General features: G+C 33.7%; 13 protein-coding genes. 9 read left to right on the top strand and 4 right to left on the bottom strand.

Features of this window, described 5'->3' with window-relative positions:
- Position 1 precedes the first annotated feature (1 nt).
- The 5 genes from DW006_RS01060 (at position 2) to DW006_RS01040 (ending at position 14,114) form a co-directional block, all read left to right on the top strand.
- Positions 2 to 4,339, top strand: coding sequence for a cadherin-like beta sandwich domain-containing protein (locus DW006_RS01060; protein WP_117998644.1), 4,338 nt, complete (start codon positions 2 to 4; stop codon positions 4,337 to 4,339).
- A 14-nt stretch (positions 4,340 to 4,353) separates the two neighbouring features.
- Positions 4,354 to 9,873, top strand: coding sequence for a hypothetical protein (locus DW006_RS01055; protein WP_117998643.1), 5,520 nt, complete (start codon positions 4,354 to 4,356; stop codon positions 9,871 to 9,873).
- Between the two features lie 722 nt (positions 9,874 to 10,595).
- Complete coding sequence (gene aspS, locus DW006_RS01050; RefSeq protein WP_117998642.1) at positions 10,596 to 12,353, top strand: aspartate--tRNA ligase; 1,758 nt, start codon at positions 10,596 to 10,598, stop codon at positions 12,351 to 12,353.
- A gap of 167 nt (positions 12,354 to 12,520) precedes the next feature.
- Positions 12,521 to 13,312, top strand: coding sequence for a hypothetical protein (locus tag DW006_RS01045; RefSeq protein ID WP_117998641.1), 792 nt, complete (start codon positions 12,521 to 12,523; stop codon positions 13,310 to 13,312).
- Positions 13,313 to 13,460: 148 nt separating this feature from the next.
- A complete protein-coding gene (locus DW006_RS01040; protein WP_117998640.1) occupies positions 13,461 to 14,114 on the top strand; it encodes an HAD-IA family hydrolase in 654 nt (217 codons plus the stop codon).
- A gap of 206 nt (positions 14,115 to 14,320) precedes the next feature.
- On the opposite strand, the gene DW006_RS01035 is transcribed toward DW006_RS01040, so the two are convergent.
- On the bottom strand, positions 14,321 to 14,992 hold the full coding sequence (locus DW006_RS01035; RefSeq protein WP_117998639.1) for a ribonuclease H family protein: 672 nt from the start codon (positions 14,990 to 14,992) through the stop codon (positions 14,321 to 14,323).
- 63 nt (positions 14,993 to 15,055) lie between these two features.
- On the bottom strand, positions 15,056 to 15,943 hold the full coding sequence (locus tag DW006_RS01030) for a L,D-transpeptidase (protein WP_158561031.1): 888 nt from the start codon (positions 15,941 to 15,943) through the stop codon (positions 15,056 to 15,058).
- 206 nt (positions 15,944 to 16,149) lie between these two features.
- Between DW006_RS01030 and glnA the strand changes: the two genes are divergently transcribed.
- The 4 genes from glnA (at position 16,150) to DW006_RS01010 (ending at position 20,302) form a co-directional block, all read left to right on the top strand.
- Positions 16,150 to 17,481, top strand: a complete 1,332-nt coding sequence (gene glnA / locus DW006_RS01025; protein ID WP_022165746.1) for a type I glutamate--ammonia ligase — start codon at positions 16,150 to 16,152, stop codon at positions 17,479 to 17,481.
- Between the two features lie 14 nt (positions 17,482 to 17,495).
- Positions 17,496 to 18,044 carry an ANTAR domain-containing protein gene (locus DW006_RS01020; protein WP_117998637.1) on the top strand — a complete coding sequence of 183 codons (549 nt, stop codon included), beginning with the start codon at positions 17,496 to 17,498 and terminating at the stop codon, positions 18,042 to 18,044.
- A gap of 31 nt (positions 18,045 to 18,075) precedes the next feature.
- Complete coding sequence (locus tag DW006_RS01015) at positions 18,076 to 19,290, top strand: LL-diaminopimelate aminotransferase (RefSeq protein WP_117998636.1); 1,215 nt, start codon at positions 18,076 to 18,078, stop codon at positions 19,288 to 19,290.
- Between the two features lie 256 nt (positions 19,291 to 19,546).
- Complete coding sequence (locus DW006_RS01010) at positions 19,547 to 20,302, top strand: NYN domain-containing protein (protein WP_117998635.1); 756 nt, start codon at positions 19,547 to 19,549, stop codon at positions 20,300 to 20,302.
- Positions 20,303 to 20,428: 126 nt separating this feature from the next.
- On the opposite strand, the gene DW006_RS01005 is transcribed toward DW006_RS01010, so the two are convergent.
- Positions 20,429 to 21,076 carry a phosphoribosyltransferase gene (locus DW006_RS01005; protein ID WP_199521860.1) on the bottom strand — a complete coding sequence of 216 codons (648 nt, stop codon included), beginning with the start codon at positions 21,074 to 21,076 and terminating at the stop codon, positions 20,429 to 20,431.
- Between the two features lie 53 nt (positions 21,077 to 21,129).
- Complete coding sequence (locus DW006_RS01000; protein WP_117998634.1) at positions 21,130 to 22,107, bottom strand: lysylphosphatidylglycerol synthase domain-containing protein; 978 nt, start codon at positions 22,105 to 22,107, stop codon at positions 21,130 to 21,132.
- Positions 22,108 to 22,111 lie beyond the last annotated feature (4 nt).

Here is a 22,111-nt window from a genome sequence, read left to right as displayed (position 1 = left end):
AATGAAAAAAAGAATATATTCTTTGCTGTTAATTTTAATATTAGTAGTTACAACATGCTTTTCTGGTTACAGTAATGTGTCAGCGGCTGAAACGGAAGGCAGTAAGAAAACAGTTACCGTTTATTTTACTTTAAGTGAAGATGGAAAATTTGTAACGGGAAATGATGATAATGAAACAGTTCTTTGTCATGTTCCGGTAACCATAAGCTATTTTGATTTGGCAGAGTATGGTTTGGAAGACTATTACAGATATGAAGCAGATTCATTTGAAGATGGCGGAAGATATAACAGCGATAAGATTGTTGAACAGCCAACATTACTACACTTGTTTATAAAAATGTTGGAAAAATATTATTTGCCTAATGGAGAAAAATTCATTCCTAATGACAGCACTCAGGATGCAATGAGCATATCAGGTTCTGCCACAAGTCTGTACATGACAAGATTCTGGGGCCATGATGAAAACCTTATGTATTATGTAAATCATTCTTATCCATTACAGGCAGCAGGATGGGGTTCTACATCAGACTATATTTTGTTAGAAGATGGTATGGAAATTGATGTGGCAATGTTTTCTGATTGGGACTTTTACCACACAGGGGCATTTGCTTATTTTACAAGTGAAAGTACAAATAGTGTCGACTCAGGAATATACAATATTAAAACCAATGAAAACATCAACCTTACAATGAGAGGCACTGCAACTAATGCGGCAAATGATGGGAGCTCAACTTTTGTGGGAGAAAAGATGCCGGGGGAAGATGTTGTGTATTGCAAACAGTCTCAGGCAGTAGCCGATTATAACAATGATAATTGGAAAAGGTTTGGCACAACAGATGATAAGGGTCAGATTAATTTATCGTTTGATAAGCCGGGAACCTACTATGTGTCATCTACATCCCTTTATGAAAATTATAATTTGTCATCAGGAAATGCCTGTGTGGCACCGCCTATTGCAGTGATAAATGTAAGTGATGACAGAGGGGAAGTAACGGAAACATCTACTGAAAAAGATACAGGTGAAACAGGTACAACACCACAGGAAAGTACGGGCAGTCAGGAGACTAATACTGAAACAGGAACAAAAAATCCTGATGTAACTACAGAAAATGTGGAAGACTACACCGGCAACATTATAAAAAACATAGAAATAAGTAATGGTGTTTCAGATAACGCATTAAAGTATAGCCTGGATTCTCAGTTTCAAAACAATAGAAATGAATATAACATTACAATACCCGATTATGAGAACTCAGTTTGTGTGAGAGCAGCGTTAGACAACAGTGGAATTAATGACGCAGAGATAGTAGTAAATTATACAGACATAAATGGAGAAAACAGGGTAGTTTCAATTGTTGGAGACGATGAACTTGGAAAGAAACTTAACAGGATAATTGAAACAGGAGCAGGTGGAAATCAATTTACAATAACAGCAACTTATAAAAATAAAAAAGAAAATTACACTTTTAATATTATAAGGAAGCTGTCATTGAAAAATCTGTCTGTAAAAAGTAGGGATAACGACATTGATTTACAACCACAGTTTGACCAAAACACAAATGAATATGAAATAAACATACCTGAAAGTTTAAAGGAAATTACTTTAACGGCAGTTCCTTATATGAAAAATCAATACAAGGTTTACATAAATGGAAAAGAAACAGAGAGTGGCAATGATTACACAGTTAGCACAGAAAACAATGTAGAAATAAAGCTTGAAAAGGATGGCTGTGAAAGTAATTTATACATCTTAAAAATTAATAAAACAAAACTTGTAAGTGTAGATTTTGAATTGACGAAAGAAAGTGTTTTACAGGTAAAAAATTCAAATAAAGAAACAATTGTTAGTGAAAAAGTTACTGAAGATAAATATACTCTTGAGAATTTACTTCAGGGCGAAGAGTACTCCTATGTAATCACAAAAAATGGCTATGTATCTAAAAATGGAACTTTTAAAGCAGGGGAAGTTTCAAGTATTAATGGAATTTTAAGGGAAGCTCAGAATAATGAAACAATAAACAAAAATATTAAATCTCAGTGGAGTAATTTCAGAGGTAATAGTGACAATAATGCAGTAACAGATTCATTAACTGCTACAGATTACAAAAACTCAATGTTGTATTGGGCAAAAAAAGTAGGCAAGGGCTATGGCAGTGGAGCACCAAGTTCACCAATTCTTGTGGGGGAAGATTTGGTTTATACTACAGCAACATCAGTTGTAAAAATTAATACAATTACAGGAGAGGTAATTAAAAGTGGCCACATGATTAGAACTTCAGCTTTTAATATTACACCACCAACTTATGGAGATGGAATGATTTTTGTGGCACTGGCAAGTGGTGCCGTACAGGTGTTTAATGCGGATACATTGGAATCTTTGTGGGTTTATGAAGATCCGTTACATGGTCAACCTAATTCGCCAATTACATATCACGATGGTTATGTGTACACGGGATTTTGGAATGGTGAAACAGGCGTTGCTAATTATGTTTGTCTTTCTGCTACAGATGAAAATACAGGTAATCAGACTGAAAGCAAAGAAGCAACCTGGACATATACTTCAAAAGGTGGGTTTTACTGGGCAGGCAGTTATGTTAATGATAATTATCTGGTAGTTGGAACAGATGATGGAGCCAGTGCAGACGAGACAGGAAATGGCTCACTGCTTGTATTAAATCCATTAACAGGAAAAGTAATTTCAAAATACAGTGACATTAGAGGTGATGTGAGAAGCACCATTACCTATGATAAAGATACTGACAGATTTTATTTTACATCAAAAGGAGGAGATTTCTGTTGTGCAAAAATTGACTCCAAAGGAAATATAGAAGAGATTAAGAAAACAGACCTTGGTAGCGCAAGTACATCCACACCTGTAATTGCAAACAGGCGGGCATATGTTGGTGTAAAGGGTAACGAGCAGTTTGGAGTAAACTCAGGGCACCACATTGCAGTTATAGATTTAGAGAATATGAGCATAGCTTACAGCCTTTTAACAAGAGGTTATCCACAGACAAGTGGACTTGCCACAACAGGCTATGAACAACAGGACGGCTATACCTATGTTTATTTTATAGATAACTATGAGCCAGGTAAGGTAAGAGTTCTGAAAGATAAACCGGGTCAAAGCTCAGCAATTATAACAAGGGACAGCGAGTACGAAGACGAAAATGACTACAATGTTTTGTTTTCACCAAAGGGTGAACAGGCAAACTATGCAATATGTAGTTTGATAACTGATGAATACGGAACAATGTATTTCAAAAATGACTCGGCATATATGATGGCTCTTGGCAGTAAAATAACCAAAATAATGGTTACAAAGAAGCCTGACAAATTAGTTTATAAGGCTGGTGAAACATTTGACTCTACAGGTATGGAAGTTACGGCTTTTTATTCAAATGGAAAAACAAGAGATATTACAAAATACGTTACTGTGGAAAACAAAAAATTAACAGCCAACATGACAGACATAGAAGTGTCATTTGAACATGTTTTGTATAACGATGAATTAAAGAATTATGAAAAATTTGAGCCTTTAATTGACACAGTAGACATAACTGTCATTGACGAGGCAGGGGAAAAGCAGGCATCAAATGTTGTAAACAAAATCAACTTAATTGGCGACAATATTACAATAAATTCCAAACAGGCAATTTTTAATGCAAGAAATGCTTATAACAGTTTAGATAGTTCATTAGAATTTCTTGTTAGCAACTACGGAAAACTAACAAAAGCTGAGGCAACTTTCAAACAGGTAGCAGCTAAATATTTCAGCCAAAATCCGTTGAAAACAAAATGGGATAATAAGTTATTCCAAACAATAAACATAAGTTGGAATAGTTTAAAACAGGCTGATGGATATTTAGTTTACAAATTGAATTCAGCAGGAAAGTATGTGGAAGTTGCAAACATAACAAAGTTAAATTTCAAAGACACAACAGCTATAGTTGGACAAACTTACAAATATAAAGTTATTCCATACATAAAAATTTCAAATAGCAAGATGGGAATAATTTTAGGTAAAGCTTCTGCTATACAGGCAAAGTCAAAGCTAGGAAAAACAGAGAGAGTGAAGCTTTCTAAAGCAAAGAAGAAATACATAAAAATTAAATGGAAGGGAAACAAAAACTGTAGCGGATATGTAATTTACAAAAAAACAGGTAAGAAATTTAAAGTTGTTAAAACAGTAACCACTAACAAAAAGATTACATATTTAGACAAAAAAGTGAAACTTAACAAAAAGTATTCTTACAAAATTAGAGGATACAGAATTGTTAGTGGAAAGAAAATTTATGGTGATTTTTCAGCTATTAAAAGCTTAAAAATAAAAAAATAAAAAAGGAGAAAGAGATGAAACATGTAGGAAAAAAGCTACTTGCTTTACTGTTAGTATTATCAATGCTATCAGGGATGTCATTTAACAACGTGACAATTGCAAGTGCAGAAGAAACAACGGCGGCTTGTATTACATTAAGTAAAAATGTGAAAAGTGAAGTTGAGGATACAACTTATATTTACAATGGTTACAAGCCAAATTTAGGAGCAAAATTTACAGATAGTGAAAAACATAGTCTGGTTTATTATGAAAGCAGAAGTGTTTACGATGAAGAAAGTGGAAAATGGTCAGAAGCATCAGACTTCTCAGAAATCGTAATAGGTTTTGCAAGTAGTTTGTCAGAATATGCCGTAACAGAAAACACTCCAGGCAGATATAAGTACACTTGGAAGGCGTATTGTAAGTCAACAGGAGAATTTTCTAAGGAAACTTACACTGTGGATTTAACAGTGGAAGATCCTAAAACAACAGTATATAACATGACATTTTATGTTGGACAGGATAATAATGGAAAAAATAAAAATCCCAAAATTAAATTATACAAAACAACAGGTCATGATGGAGATGGATATGATACATTTAATGAAGATGATGAAATAGAAATTACTGACAATGGTATAGATGCCAGCGGCCAGTATAGAGTATACACTACTTCTTTACTTGGAGCCACATATTCATACAGAGCTTATGGCTATGATGAAAGCACAGATGACTATACTGTGCCAATGGGTGGTATGAATGTTAATATTCCAATGGCATCAAACGTTACCCAGTCAGGTTATGACTCAAAGTCAGTGTATATTAAATGTGCAAATGTTGGTTCAAACAGTAAATACGATGGAACTAATTATTTAACAGAAGACCAGTACACAACGCAGGTAGTATGTCCATATTATAATTGTATTGCAACACCGGGCACACCTATTGTAAAAAATAATATTACATATTATCCTTATATGCTTATTGCGCAGGGCAATGCCTGTCTTTATAATTATTTTTCAAATCCAAATGATGATGTTGCAGACAATTATGATCTTATGTATGGATATGGAATAAACAAGACAGTAAATAAAGGTTATTCTGTAGATACATGGAATGCAGCAGTGGCTAAAAGAATTACATCAGAGATTACAGTACCTGATGAAGCAAAGGCGCAGGTTTTCTTCCAGATGAATAACTTTAATGACAGGGAAATTGAAAGCTATAAGCAGAAAACAAATTCAGATGGAACAGTAACCTGGTCATTCTATGTGCCAAAATCAAATGGAAATTATTCTTATCGTGTATCAAAAGACGGTTATGTAACTAAGGCAGGCTATATGAGCCTTGGTAGTGAAGAGTCAGCTAAGATTTCAGTTGATTTAGACAGAAAAGATGTTACCAGTCATGATTTTAGCAAGCTAGGTAGCACAGTTATTAAAAGGGATGAAGCAAACTTAATTATGAATGTAAGTGATAAGAATGTAAAAAATCTAAATGTAAATGATACATTCAGACTTAGAGCTTACAGAGTTTGGGAAATTATAAACAGCGATGCAGGAAATATTATGATAGAGCCTGACTTTAATTATCAGGTATTATCAGGCGAAGACTGCATTAACATTAAGGAAGTAGAAGATAACAGAACTAATGGAAAAGGCAACTGGTTAGATATTACAGGTGTAAAAGACGGCATAGCAGTAATTGCTGTTACATACAATGCAATTGATGTGGAAGGTTCAGCAAGTTGCGGATTTTACCCTGCAATTTCTCCAAAGAGAACAGGTATTGTTGTAATTAATGTTGGAGATAAGGATTCTGATATTTTAGACGTTGGTGTAAAAAATAATAACGGTAAAAATTGGTGTTGGAATTATGACACATTTTTCTTTGACAAAGAAGAAGGAACTATGAACATTGCTCCAACAGCGAAAAGTGGAATTGCCAAAGTTGAAGTTACACCTGTTAAAACAACAGATGATTTGAACAGTAGTTTAGGTGATAGTGAAGAAATAACAGCTAATGAAGATGGCACGTATAATGTTAAACTTGAAGATGGAAACAATATTATTAAGGTTACTTCTAATAATGGCTTTGTTGACTATCAGGTAGTAAGAGCTGCAAAAATCAAAATCAATTATGAAAATATGTCAAATCCAGGTGAAGACATTATGCCAGGTGACAAAGTAAAAATTACTTTTAACGGATTATACAGATCAATTCCTAAAATCTCAGGAATTTTTAATCCGGTAATATTACAGGTTGTAGGTTATGATGAAGACAACAATCAGTACACTGGTTTAATTTCACAGTATCAGGTTGCAGATAATGGTTCACTGGAAATTACAGTACCAAAAGATGTTACATTTGAAGAAGGTAAAGAAGAGACAGAGTACAAAATAAATAATGGATTTGTTAATTTACAGTCCATGTATAGTTATGCAAATGCATGGGCATTTATGTATACATTAACAGATGCAGGTGCAGGCACATGTTTTAATGCAGTTAATGTAACAGGTCAGCATTCTACAATTGCAGATTTTGGCGTTCCTGTAAAAAGAAAAGTAACATACGGGGTTAATTTTAAAGTTACAGATGAACAGGGAAATGAAATTAAAGATTATGACATAAATGTTCATGACAAGAATGCTGATGAAGACGTTACTAACTTTACAGCACTTGGTTATGGAAAATACTATTATACAATTGATGCAAAGGGCTATGTAGTTTCAAACAGCACATTCTCATTAGGTTCAAAGACTGAAACTGTAGATGGTACATATACAGTTAATGTTGTATTAAAGAAGGCAACTGAAAATGCGTGGGACGGTCAGACATTTACTGAACCACAAAAAGATGAAGATGGTACATATTTAATTAGCACCGGTGCAGAACTTGCATGGTTCGCACAGGAAGTAAATTCAGTGGCAGCTAAGTCAACATCAACAATTAATGGAAAATTAACAAAGGATATTGACCTTGCAAGCCATAATTTCCCACAGATTGGTTATTTCAACGGTGGAACAGAATATGTTTACTACGGAGGAAACTTTGAAGGAAATAATCATAAGATTTATAATTTTAGATTTGAGAAAAAAGCCAAGGTAGCAACAGGAGCTTATGGCGGTTTATTCGGTTACATAAAGGGAGCAAAAATAACTAACCTTTCAGTAGATGGTGAAGTTTTAGTGTCAGCTCTTTCTACAGTATCAGTTTCATCTGCATACACAGGTGGTGTTGTAGCTTATGCTGACAGCTCAGAACTCACAAACATAACATCAAATGTAAATGTATCTATTAAAGATTACGAAAAAGGAACATGGAATTATATTGGTGGTATTGCAGGTTATGCAAGAACAACAGTTATTAAAAACTCACAGAACTTAGGAAATATTACAGGAAATAGAAATTCAGCAGGTATTGTTGGCAGAACAAACAGTAATATTGAAAACTGTGTAAACAAAGGTAAAGTATATTCAACTGTAGGATTTGCAGGTGGTATAGTAGCAGAAATGTCATCAGGTTCTGTTAAAAACTGTATTAATACAGGAGCTGTTGAAAGCAAAACAGGTGGCACAATTGGTGGTATTGTAGGTTATGGAAATGGTTCTACAACATCTGTTATTGAAAACTGTATTTCTCTTGGAAAAGTAACAACAGAAGTAAACAGCACTACAGTTGGTTCAGTTGTAGGTTCATTAAAATATGGTACAGCTAAGAATTGCTATGGTATCTCAGAAGATGGTGTTACATGCGGTACAGTGGCAAGTAATACTAAAGAAGAAGACTGCTATACTTTTGACAATAATGATGCCTTGTTATACAAATATGCTACAGGAAAAGATTTAGATGACTGTGGTGAAAATGCTAAACAGGACATAAAGGAAATTACTTCAAAATATGAAGAATTAATTTTAAGTGATAATAGCACAGAAGATTTATTAAATGGTTTGGCAGAAATTTCTAATGAAAACTTTGATAAATGTATATTAGAAAATGAAAATGCAAGAGTAACAGTAAGAGTTCAGTCAGAAAATAAATATATTGCAGTTTCAGACACTATTGTGGTAAACGGCTATTTAGCTGAATCTTATGGATTTACAGATTCAGTAGAGGATAGTGTATCAGCATTAGACGTACTTGTTGCTGAACATGAAAAGTTATACGGTGACAAATTTACTGAAAGTACAGCAGATGAGTACCTTGTAGTTAGTGCAAACCAGTATGGAACTATGGTTTCAAAAGCATTCGGAAAAGATGCGTCAACATTTATGTATGCAGTTAATGAAAAATATCCACATAATGATACATTGGTTGATGGATGCTATACAGGCTACACTGTAGACCAGGCAAAAGTAAGCGATGGAGATACAGCAGATTTCTATTTTTTACAAGATGCATCTTACAGTGATGACCTTTCAACAATTACATTAAGCACTAATGAAATTACAACTGATAAGTCATTTAATTTATCATTAAAGGGATATAATTATGCATGGTACGGAGCTTGTGAACAGTCTAAAATTGATGCAAATACACATGCTATTGAAGGGGCTAAAGTAGCAATTATTGATGTTACAACAGGAGAAATGGAAACACTTGAGAATGTTGTAACAGATAAAAACGGTAATGCCAGCGTAAATATTGACAAGGCAGGAAAATATTTTGTTACAGCTTATGTTGATGGTGAAGGTAAAACACCAATTCTTATGTCACAGGCAGTAATTAATGTAGAGTGGGCTAAACCTTTAGAAGTAAAAGGTGTTGCTGTTGCTAAGCAGAATAAAAATGTTGTTTCAGTTATGTGGAAACAGGATTTAGAACAGATTAGATTAGGACAGATTTACAATGTTTATGTAGACGGTGGACTATATAACAAATATCCTGCAGCTTCTACAATTACATATACTTTTGACAAACCGGGTAAACATACTATTAAGATTACAGCTGAGTTAAATGGCTTCGAAACAGAAGGTAAGACAGTGGAAATTGAAGTTGAGAAAGAAACAACAACTGAAAAGGCAACATCAGCAGATACAACTGCAGAAAATGTGACATCAAATACTACTGAACCGGCAAGTACGGAAGATAATGTAACACCAGTGGAAACAACAGGCGATGATATAACAAAGGTAGAAACAAGCGCAGAAGACAACACAACTACAGAATCGGTAGTTAGCACAACAGCTGAAACAACATCTAAGGTTGTAACAACAGGCAAAAAGACACCTACTACAAAAGCACCTAAGGTAACAAAGAAAGTTATAAATAAGATTGTTAAAGTTAAAAAGGCTGTAAAGAAGAAATCATCAAAGAAGATTTCCATAAAGTTACAGAAAATTAAGAGTGCAAAAGGCTATGAAGTAAGAATAGCTACAAACAAGAAATTTACAGGTAAAAAAGTTATCAAAATTAGAACAAAGAAAATAAGCTTTGTTTATAAGAAACTTAAACCAAATAAGAAATATTATGTAAAAGCCAGATTCTATAGAATTATAAAAGGCAAGAAAGTTTACGGAAAATGGGGTAAGGCTAAAAAGGTAACTTTTAAGTAAAAATTAAAAATAATTTTAAAGTTAAAATGTAAAAATCAATTGAAAAGCTAAATGAATTTTACAGACAAAAACATTGTCAGGGAAGAATGTGGTTTTCCTTTGTGTGGTGGGACATTTAAGGACCGCTACACAGGGATTGCATACCTTGACAATGTTTTTTTATTATAATATAATCAGTTTTAATGGCGTTGAAAGAGAGAAGTAGCTTTAATTATCGCTTATAGAGAGCAGAAGATGGTGGAATTTCTGTAGAATGAATTAATGTGAATAACACTCCGGAGCTGCAATCTGAAAGAACATATTTAATTGGATATTTAAGAGTATCCGGATAATATTTATAACAGATAACTTGAATACAGTTTTTTGAAACAGAATTGGAAATAGTTGTAGAAGCAGATGTGTTTTAGTAGGAGAGCCGTCACCGAGCGATAATCGGAAGGTTTTTAAACCAGAGAGTGGCTGCATGGCAGTAAATCAGGTGGTACCGCGGACAACATGTTCGTCCTGAATAATTGTTTTCAGGATGAATGATATAGATATAATTAAGAAAGATTCATTCTGAAAAGGGATGAATCTTTCTTGCTTTAAATAATATTAAATTTAATAATATTAAACTTAAAACTTCAAATAAATATATAAGCAAAGTTGAGTTTCATCTTTCTGTTACATACAGGCAATTAAACAACAAAAACACTCATTAACAATTTGAAGGGAGAAAACTAATGGACGTAAACACAAACAACATCTATCGTGATGTGACAATTGACCAGCTTAGCGAAGCAAACGTTGGTGAAACAAAGAAAATTGCCGGATGGATTGAAAACATTCGTGACCATGGTGGAGTATCATTTATTGACCTTAGAGATATGTATGGTGTAATGCAGGTAGTTATGCGTGACACATCACTTCTTGAAGGACTTAGTAAGGAAGATTGTATTTCAGTAGAAGGACCTATTGAACATAGAGATGAAGAAACATACAATCCAAAGATTCCAACAGGAACAATTGAATTAGAAGCAAAGGAAGTTAAGGTACTTGGTAAGACTTACAGACAGCTTCCATTTGAAGTAATGACATCAAAGGAAACAAGAGAAGACGTAAGACTTAAATATCGTTATCTTGACCTTAGAAATACAAAAGTAAAAGATAACATGATTTTCAGATCAAATGTTATTTCTTATTTAAGACAGAAGATGACAGAAATGGGATTCTTAGAAATTCAGACTCCTATTCTTTGTGCATCATCACCTGAAGGAGCAAGAGATTACATTGTTCCAAGTAGAAAATTTAAAGGAAAATTCTATGCATTACCACAGGCACCACAGCAGTATAAGCAGTTACTTATGGTGTCAGGATTTGATAAATATTTCCAGATTGCACCTTGCTTTAGAGATGAAGACGCAAGAGCTGACAGATCTCCTGGAGAATTCTATCAGTTAGACTTTGAAATGAGTTTTGCAACACAGGAAGATGTATTTAGAGTTGGTGAAGAAGTATTAGCAGACACATTTAACAAGTTTGCACCTGAAGGTTATGAAGTAACACAGACTCCATTCCAAATTATCAGCTACAAAGAAGCTATGCTTAAGTACGGAACAGATAAGCCTGATCTTCGTAACCCATTAGAAATAATCGATGTAACTGATTTCTTCCAAAGATGTACATTTAAGCCTTTCCACGGAAAGACAGTTCGTGCAATTAAGGTTGAACAGAAGTTATCAAAAGGCTTCCACGAGAAGTTGCTTAAGTTTGCACAGAGCATTGGTATGGGTGGACTTGGTTACTTAGAAGTATTAGAAGATGGCTCATATAAGGGACCAATTGACAAATTTATTCCTGCTGAAATGAAAGATGAAATTAGAGAAATGGCTGGTCTTAAAGCATTAGATACAATTTTCTTTATTGCAGATACAGAAAAGACTGCATCAATTTATGCAGGACAGATTCGTACAGCACTTGGTGAGAGACTTGACTTAATTGATCAGAAATCATATAAGTTCTGTTACATTAATGACTTCCCAATGTATGAATATGATCCTGAAGAAAAGAAGATGATTTTCACACATAATCCATTCTCAATGCCACAGGGTGGTCTTGAGGCACTGGAGACAAAGGATCCTGAAGATATTCTTGCATACCAGTATGACATTGTATGTAACGGTGTTGAATTATCATCAGGTGCAGTTAGAAATCACGATATGGAAATCATGGTTAAAGCTTTTGAAATTGCAGGCTACACAGAAGATGACTTAAAGGAAAAATTTGGAGCTTTATACAATGCATTCCAGTTTGGTGCTCCACCACATGCAGGTATGGCACCAGGCGTGGACAGAATGATTATGCTTCTTAGAAATGAAGAAAACATTCGTGAAGTTATTCCATTCCCAATGAATGGTAATGCTCAGGACTTAATGTGTGGTGCTCCAAGCGAAGTTACAGAACAGCAGTTAAGAGAAACACATATTAAAGTTAGACAGTAAATTAAATAGATATATAAGCTTTAATTAAAAGTGAAGTATAAACTATAAATATTAAAAAACAAGTTGTTTGATATGCATAGAAATGTTGAATTAAAGCAGCATTAGCAGATTCAGGCAACTTGTTTTTTGTAATAGGAAATTCCCACGAAATTGAGTGAGAAAATTTAATGAAGAATAAACAAAAAACTATAAAAATTATTGGAAGTGTAGCAATTATTTTAATTGCAATTCTGGTTATTACAAAAATTATTACATATAACGTTGGAAACAAAAGTATATTTTCGGTTTTCTTTAAAGGACAAGATTCCAATGTAGCTGGTAAATTGTTAGAATCACCTCATGAAATTAAAAAAATAGGGAAATATTCTATAGAATTAGACCAGCAATTGTATGATAGCAAAACAGGGGTAGGCTATTTACTATTTAAAATAAAAAAAGAGAACGGTGTACCGGAAATTAACTTAAACGATTCAGGGCAATGCTCAGGTATAGGATTTGGTGAAAATCAAAGACTATATTTTGAAGTGGGTGCATCAAATAATACAACTTATGAAATCAAAGGCAATACTTTATACGCATATATGGATTTTATTAAAGATAAGGATAAGGATTTCTATGTGAAATTAGGGGATTACCAAACACGAAAAGAATATAATTTTAATATTAAAGACACAAATTATGTAAAAACTTATAAGGATGGGGATACAACAGTAGAAATTTCACCTTTAGGCGTTTCAATTTCAGCAAAAGAAAAGAGTGCAGGAATGAGTCTTGTTGTTTACACCGATAAAGGAAAGAAAGAACTTATCAACACAAAGAAAGACATTGGCACAAATGCACACGAAAGCTCAGAGGTATATAAGGGTAAGTCTAAAAGCTATCAGTACATTTTAAAGTTCAAAAATCTTTTGGATATATTCAAGATTGAAAAGATAGAATTTAATGGAAAAAGCGAATAGAAAACGAGTTTACCGAAGAAACTTTTTCTGCTATACTCAAAAAAGAAATAAAAAGCAAACAGGGGAGTAAATAAAGGTATTGCTGATTAGAAATTAATTTTTAAATATTGAATATAAAGAAAAATAATAATAACTTTAGGAGAAAACAATGTACAATACAATTATTTTTGATTTAGATGGAACGTTACTTAATACAATAGAGGATCTTACGGATTCTGTTAATTACATGCAGAGAAAATATGGATTGAAAGAAGACAGTGTAGATACTGTCAGACAGCATGTAGGAAATGGATTAAGACTTTTAGTTGAGCGTTCGGTTCCGGATGGTCAGGATAATCCACAGTTTGAAGAAATGTTTAAGTGTCAGAAGGATTATTATCAGGAACACTGTCAGATAAAAACATGTGCATATCCTGGAATTATGGAATTATTAAAAGAATTACATAATATGGGAATTAAGATGGCAATAGTATCAAATAAGGCCCATGAAGCAGTTCGCGAATTAAATGATATTTATTTTAAACATTATATTGAGGTGGCTATTGGGGAAAATGAGGAAGCAGGCATTAAGAAAAAACCGGCACCTGACAGTGTAAATCAGGCACTTAAATTATTAGGGGCAGAGAAGTCAGAAGCGATTTATGTAGGGGATTCAGAGGTGGACAGAGCCACAGCTGAGAATGCAGGTTTGGATTGTATTTCATGTAGTTGGGGATTTAGAGAACGTTCACTACTTGAAAGTTTGAAGCCAATGGCTATTATTGACAAGCCGGAAGAATTGTTGAAGTTTGTACAGGAATAAAAGAGAAGTCGTAAATCAACTTTTATGTACATATTGGGATGTGTCTTAAAGTTGATTACTTACAATTATACAGGCAAAGGTAAAATAACGGCTTGTATAATTGAATGAATAATAAAAAGTCTGTTGAATATTTAGAGTCTTACTAAATATTTAACAGACTTTTTTGACTTTCTAACAAATAATTGGAGTGGATTCCAAAAAGATTATTACACACCGCAGGCCTTTTTTGCCAGAGCATCAGCCATATCATTGTATTTGTCGCCGGAATGTCCTTTGACTTTACAAAAAGTGATATTTACGTGTTTTTTTGCTTTATTATAAAATTTCTTGTAGGCGATTGTGCCTTCTTTAGTGGCATTCCATTCACCGGTACACCATTTGGCGATTCCCATGTAGTCGTAATAAATGGATAGATATTTTATATTATGGTTTATTGCGTATTCCATTGCTGCTATGGCACCATATATTTCACCGGCAACATTTCGCATTGTGGCAAGGCTTGGATCATTGCCTCTGTCATATAATTTAATTTCTTTGCCGTTATGAAATAAAACGACACCATATCCAAAAATCTTTGTAACTGAGTTAAAGCTTCCGTCAACATAGGCCACAGCTTTTGTGCTACTTGATAAAGGAATATCATTATCTACAGGTTTTTCATTTTCAATAGGAGTAGTGTCATTTTGGTCAAAAGTATTCATATTGAAAATATCCATTTGTTCTCCGTTCCAACCCATATAGTTGTAAGCTTCAGTTTTAGTTTTAAAGCTCTTGTATAAAGCACCCGGATAGCCATTTACACTGGCCTTACATTGATCCCATGTTTCAAAAATTCCGGTAGTTCTTCCAACTTTTACTGCGTAATATTTAGTTGCCATGCAAAATCCCCTTTCTAATATAATATTAAAGCGGTGCCAAATGTAAAAGACACCGCTATGATTTTAAAATGAGTTATTTATTTTAAATTTCGATTCAGCAGTTGTTGTTTCTGCAACAGTTGTAGTTTCCTCAGGTTCTTTTTTTAACCAAGGATTGTTCTCTTGTGGATCAGTTGGATCCCAATTTCTGTTTTTGTTTTTCTTTTTAATCTTCTTAATTTTTTTTATTTTTATAAGTGGTTTTTCACCCTTTTGACTATAAATTGTAACAATTGTTCCATCAGGACAATTATCGTATATCCATTTGATGTTTCCAGCTTGTAATCTGACACAACCAAGGGACGCCGGTTTTCCGATTTTGTTATATTCCCAATACTCTAATGAGTCATAAGAGTCGGAAGTGTAAGGAACAGAGTGGAGCATAATCTGTCCGTAAATTCTAACAGCATACTGGGCGTAAGTTCCATCAACCATTAAACGCCAATCATATCTTTGGTATATTGAGTATGTGCCAAGAGGTGTATCTTCAGGATTTAGACCTGTTGAACACCAAAATGTTTTGTATGGTATGGTACATTCACCGTTTTTATCTAATGTGTAAACAGTAACAAAGTTTTCGTCCCTATTAACAGTAATCATGTATGGTAAACGGTCTTTATACTTCTTTCGGTATTTGGCAGTTTTCTTAAGTAGTCTTTTGGCTGCTTTTTTGTTTTTTGAAAGTTTGTGAACTTTCATTTTTGCCGTAGTAGACTCAACTTCTGTAGTAGTTTCCTTTAGATTAAAATTGCCTGTAAATTTATCATTTGCTGTAATTCTTTTATTGTTAGAATCATTATCGGCAACATTGTTATTGCTTTTAGGGGCATGCGTAAATGCCAAAAAAAGAGCTACTACAATTATGGTAATAAAGGCTGCAAGCCCTAGTTGTTTTCTATTTCTATTTATCATTAATATTTTCTCCATTTTTTCTTTTGTCAGGATATATTTTATAATTTAATTAAACTAATTGCAATAGAATATATATGGAAAGTGAATATAGTTTGAAAACAGGGAAAATATAGTTTATAATTAAAATCGCGGGTAAGCGCAAAAGGTATATTAGTTGCCTTGTCCCTTAATCTTATTAAAAATTTTCATTTTGGAAGGAGTAAAAAATGGGATACACTAAACAGAAAATTTTAAACATAGCAGAAACTGAGGATGTAGAATTTATCAGACTCCAGTTTACTGATCTTTTTGGAACATTGAAAAATGTGGCTATTACTAAAAGTCAGTTAGCAAAAGCATTAGATAACAAGATAATGTTTGATGGATCATCCATTGAAGGATTCGCAAGAATCGAGGAATCTGACATGTATCTATATCCTGATTATGATACATTCGAAATTTTACCATTTAGACCACATCAGGGAAAAGTTGCAAGACTTATTTGTGACGTTTACAAGCCGGATGGAAAACAGCTTGAAAATGATCCAAGATATATTTTAAAGAAAGTAATTAAAGAAGCAGCAAGTATGGGCTATACATTTAATGTAGGTCCTGAATGTGAATTCTTCTTATTCCATACAGATGATAATGGAAACCCAACAACAATTAGTCATGAACATGGAAGTTACTTCGATTTAGGACCAACAGATTTAGGTGAAAATGCACGTAGAGACATGGTTCTTAATTTAGAAGAAATGGGATTTGAAGTTGAAGCATCTCATCACGAGGTAGCCCCTGCTCAGCATGAAATTGATTTTAAATATGGTGAAGCATTAAAAACAGCAGACAGAATTATGACATATAAACTTACTGTAAAAACTATTGCTAAAAGACATGGACTTTATGCTTCATTTATGCCAAAGCCAAAGTATGGCATGTGTGGTTCAGGAATGCATATTAATATGTCTTTATGGGATAGCCATGGAAATAATATTTTTGCAGATGCAAGTGATGAAAATGGATTAAGCAAAGAAGCATACAGTTTCATAGCAGGTATTATGGAACATATGAGTGCAATGTCAGCTATTACAAATCCAATTGTAAACTCATACAAGAGACTTGTGCCGGGATTTGAAGCACCTACATATATTGCATGGTCTGCAACAAACAGAAGCCCACTTATTAGAGTACCGGCTGCAAGAGGAACAGGTACAAGAATTGAACTTAGATGCCCTGACTGTGCTTGTAACCCATATCTTGCATTTGCGGTATGTTTAGCAGCAGGTTTAGATGGAATTAAGAGAAAACTTACACCAAAGGAAAGTGTTCAAAAAGATATTTTCTCAATGACAGATGCAGAAAGAGAAGAGGCTGGTATTAAAAATTTACCAAAGAACCTTTATGAAGCTGTAAGAGAAATGAGAAAATCGCCATTTATGAAAGAGGTACTTGGAGAAGAAGTATACAAAAAATACATTAATGCAAAGGAACAGGAATGGATGGAATATACTTCACAGGTAACAGATTGGGAAATTAACAGATATTTGGACCGCATTTAGTGTAGGAGGCAAAGTTGGCAGGAATTATAGTAGTGTTCCCAAAAAATGAAGACAGCAAGGCTATTCGTAATTTACTTGTACACAATGGTTATGATAATGTGTTTCATTGTAGCACAGGGGCAAAAGCAATAACTTTGGCAGATTCATTGGGCGAGGGAGTAATTATCAGTGGATTTAGAATGCCAGATATGCCGTACACGGATATTTTGGATTATGTTGAAGGACGATTCGAAATGCTTTTGGTTGCATCAAGACAGAAACTTCTTGAAGATGAAAGAGGAGTGGCAATGGTTGAGATGCCTATAAAAGTTCGAGATTTTCTTAATTCAGTTGAAATGATGCAAAATAATATTTATGCAAAGTTTTCACGAAAAAAGAAATCGCCCCCAAAAAGAACAAAAGAAGAGCAAAGCATTGTGGATGAGGCAAAGGCAGTATTAATGGAGAAAAATAATATGTCAGAAAATGAAGCTCACAGATACGTTCAGAAGTCTGCCATGGATAGTGGCAGAACTATGGTAGAAACTGCAGAGTCAATTCTGAAAATTATGTATAAAGATTAAATTAATTTTATATTTAGGAGGACTGAAAAAAATGTACAAAATTAATGAGAACTATTTAAAATTACCTGGAAGTTATTTATTTTCTAATATTGGAAAAAAAGTAGCTGCTTACAAGGAAGCAAATCCTGATAAGGATGTAATCAGTTTAGGAATAGGTGACGTAACACAGCCACTTTGCCCTGCTGTAATTGACGCTATGCATAAGGCTGTTGATGAAATGGCAAATGCAGAAACATTTCATGGTTATGCCCCTGATTTAGGCTATGAATTTTTAAGAAGTGCAATTAGAGATAATGACTACAAGGCAAGAGGTGTTGACATTGCTCTTGATGAAATTTTTGTAAGTGATGGAGCAAAGTCAGATTCAGGAAATATTGGTGATATTTTCTCAGTTGATAATAAAATTGCTGTATGTGATCCGGTTTATCCTGTATACGTAGATACAAATGCAATGGCAGGCAGAACAGGTGAGTACATAGCAGAACAGGAAAGATGGAGCAACGTAATTTACATGCCATGTACAAAGGCAACAAATTTTGCACCTGAACTCCCAAAGGAAACACCGGATATTATTTATCTTTGCTTTCCAAATAACCCTACAGGTTCTACAATTACAAAATCACAGCTTCAGGAATGGGTTGATTATGCTAATAAAGTTGGTGCAGTTATTATTTACGATGCAGCTTATGAAGCATACATTTCAGAAGACGATGTGCCTCACACAATTTATGAATGTGATGGAGCAAAAACATGTGCAATTGAACTTAGAAGTTTTTCTAAAAATGCCGGATTTACAGGAACAAGACTTGGCTTTACTGTTATTCCAAAAGAATTAAAATCAAATGGCGTTATGTTAAATTCATTATGGGCAAGAAGACATGGAACAAAATTCAACGGAGCCCCATATATTATTCAAAGAGCAGGAGAAGCTGTTTACTCAGAAGCAGGAAAGGCTCAGACAAAAGAACAGGTTGCTTACTATATGAACAATGCAAAAGTTATTATGGATGGATTAAAGAACGCAGGTTTCTCAGTAAGTGGTGGTGTAAATGCACCATATGTATGGCTTGAAACACCTGATGGAATGTCATCATGGGAGTTCTTTGATCATCTTCTTACAAATGCAAATATAGTTGGTACACCAGGTTCAGGATTTGGACCAAGTGGAGAAGGATACTTTAGACTGACAGCATTTGGTACTTACGAAAATACACTTAAAGCAATTGAAAGAATTAAGAGTTTATAATTTTGAATAATTAAATAGACTAAATATTAAGGGGAGGTAAAAAACTCTCCTAAAAGCAAAACAGCTATGAGCATTGATATGGGCCCATAGCTGTTTCTTTTCGGTGAAAATGGCAAAGGAGCTTTCAGCATCATTAGCCTCAAAAGGACTTATATGTTGCCTAGCTTCTTTTTTCTGTTATAATATAATAGGTGTTTGGCACATCAATATAATAGGTAAATGAGATTTTGCCTAGAAAAACAGAAAGGAGGAGAACATGTTAGGCGGATTATTTAGCAATAAAAGTACCGCAGCAGTATTTGTAGATTACGAACACTGGTATTATGGATACAAAAATATTTTTGCAATGCGTCCAAACGTTGAGGAATGGTACAAGGAACTTAAAGAAGAATATAATGTTAAGTCAATTACATTTTTCGGAGATTTTCATGGAAGTTCCATTGAAAGAGATTTAGAAAGATTAGAAAAGTTATCAAAAAATGTTGTCCATACGGCCAGCACAAAAGATGGTGTGGACAAGGACTTTACAGATTTTATTATTTTGGATGCGATATATCGTGAAGCTGCTAAGAAGAATTCACCAGAAGTATTTATAATATTTACGGGGGATGCACATTTTAATTTAGCAATAAAATATTTAAGAGAGCTTAAGAAAAAAGTTATTGTATATGGTGTAAAACATTCACTTAGCAACAAGCTTAAAGCTTCAGCAAATTCATATGTGGAGATGCCAAGATCAAATCAGGAAAGAAAATATTATTATGACGCAATTTTACAGTCTTTATATATTTTAAAGAAAAGACGCAAAATGGCAACTTATTCAAAAACTGTTGAGAACGTTTCAGCACACAGTGGTGTGTCTAGAGAGCGAATTCAGGCTGCATTAGACGATTTAATGAATAATAAGTATTTGAATATGACTGAAAAGAAATACCATGGTAAAAAGCCAAAAATTCTAGAAGCAGATTGGAACAAATTAAAAGCTGACGGTTTGTGGAAAGAAAAAGCATAGTATTTTATTTGGAAGCAATTTATATGAGAACATTTTATATGAAAAACAATATTTTTATATAATGACAAAAAGCTTAGGTGTTAACAACCTAAGCTTTTCTGTTATAAAAAATCTTTTTGTATAAAATTATAATTCACTGTATCCATAACCGTTGACAATTGCCTCCACAGCCTTGCCGGCTTTACAAAGAGGACAATCATTATGAGTATACGCTTCATAATTTGGAATGTCATCGGCTCTAAACAATGCATCAATTCTATGTCCGTCAATAGAATCAACAGCACTAAAGATAGAAGAAATTCCCTGAAGAATTCCACCGTAGTATTGAATACATTCTATGCTGTTACGAACTGTCTTGCCTGTTGTAGCTGAAGCAAGAAGCAAAAGTACGTTTTTGCCTGCAATTTCAGGTTTCAGATTGTCTCTGAAAATCATCTGACCATTATTGTTAAATTCAGGTGTTACAACATAAATTGTTTTGTGAGCATTCATTGATAAAATTCCTGCTCTGCTTAATTCACTTGCAAGAAATGCACCAATGACTTCACAGCCTTCAATACAGACTATTGTGTCAATAGGCTTGCCCATCACATTGTAGTAATCTTTCATTGCGATGGCTATTCGTTCAGCCTCGTTCTGACGTGTCTTCATGGTTGTCATATCAAGGTAATTGTTAAGGTGTGAATGTGTTGAAACAAAATGTCCCGGAATTACCTTAATTGCGATGTTAGGATCTTTTTTTGCGTAGTATTTAACTATTCTGCTTTGTATCATATAACCGCCTCCTATCTTTTTTAAAATCCGTTCAACAATATAATACTATCTTATTATTTTGTTGACTGATTTTCAAGTGTAGGATTAGTTTTTTTTGACTTAATATCAATAATTTTATTAGCTATAAAAGCTACTAAAATTAATATAAGTTCAGCAACTGTTGCCCAAAGTCTTGAAACTATTGAAATAATTACTGCATACTCTTTTGGCATAATAAGAATTAATCCGGCGATTAAGATGCCTTCTCTTACACCAAGTCCTGAAACAGTAAAAATTGCAAGAATACCGATAATTGCTGATAAACCGTAAATTCCACCAACATATAGCCACTGTGAAAATCCAACGCTAGGGTAAAGTGAAACTACCAAAATGTAGAAACCTGTACCAACGATCAACCAGTTACAAATGAATAGTAGAACAACTTTAATCATTTGTGGGTAAGTTATTGTAATTTCCATATCATCTTTCTTCATTAATTTTCCAAGCTTTGAAAGGAAGAAATTAATGATTTTAGGATTAATGCAAATAAAAAACAGAATAACTAAACCAATAGTTGCCCATTTGTAGTTAGCTAATAATTCATTTGGAAAGAAGAACAGTGAAATTAAGAATAAAAATGCTGCTCCAAGTAGAGTACAAATGTTTTCAAGGAAGAAACATATTGTAACCTTTCGCATTGGAACGCCTTCTTCCTGATATCCCGGAATTCTTGCCGCAAGCATAAATACTTTTCCCGGTATATACTTACCTAAAATTGAGTAAAGATAGCTTGTTACGGCTTTAGTGTATTTAATGCTACATTTATTTAATTTTGTAATGTAGTGCCACAATGAAGCTAATGTAACTTTGTAAGCAAAGTATAGGAATATTGATAAAATAAATATGCCCCAGTTGAATTTGCCCCAGTCGATTTTTTTGATATCATCCCAACTTGTATAAAAATATTTTGCAAGGAATATTGCTACAAGAACTAAAAAAAGTATCTTGCAGATTTTCATTATATTCTTTTTGTTGAATTTATTTGATTTCATTTGT

The organism is Eubacterium sp. AF36-5BH (assembly GCF_003460505.1).
Lineage (GTDB): Bacteria > Bacillota > Clostridia > Lachnospirales > Lachnospiraceae > Eubacterium_G.
This window is presented reverse-complemented; position numbering and strand designations above follow the sequence as displayed.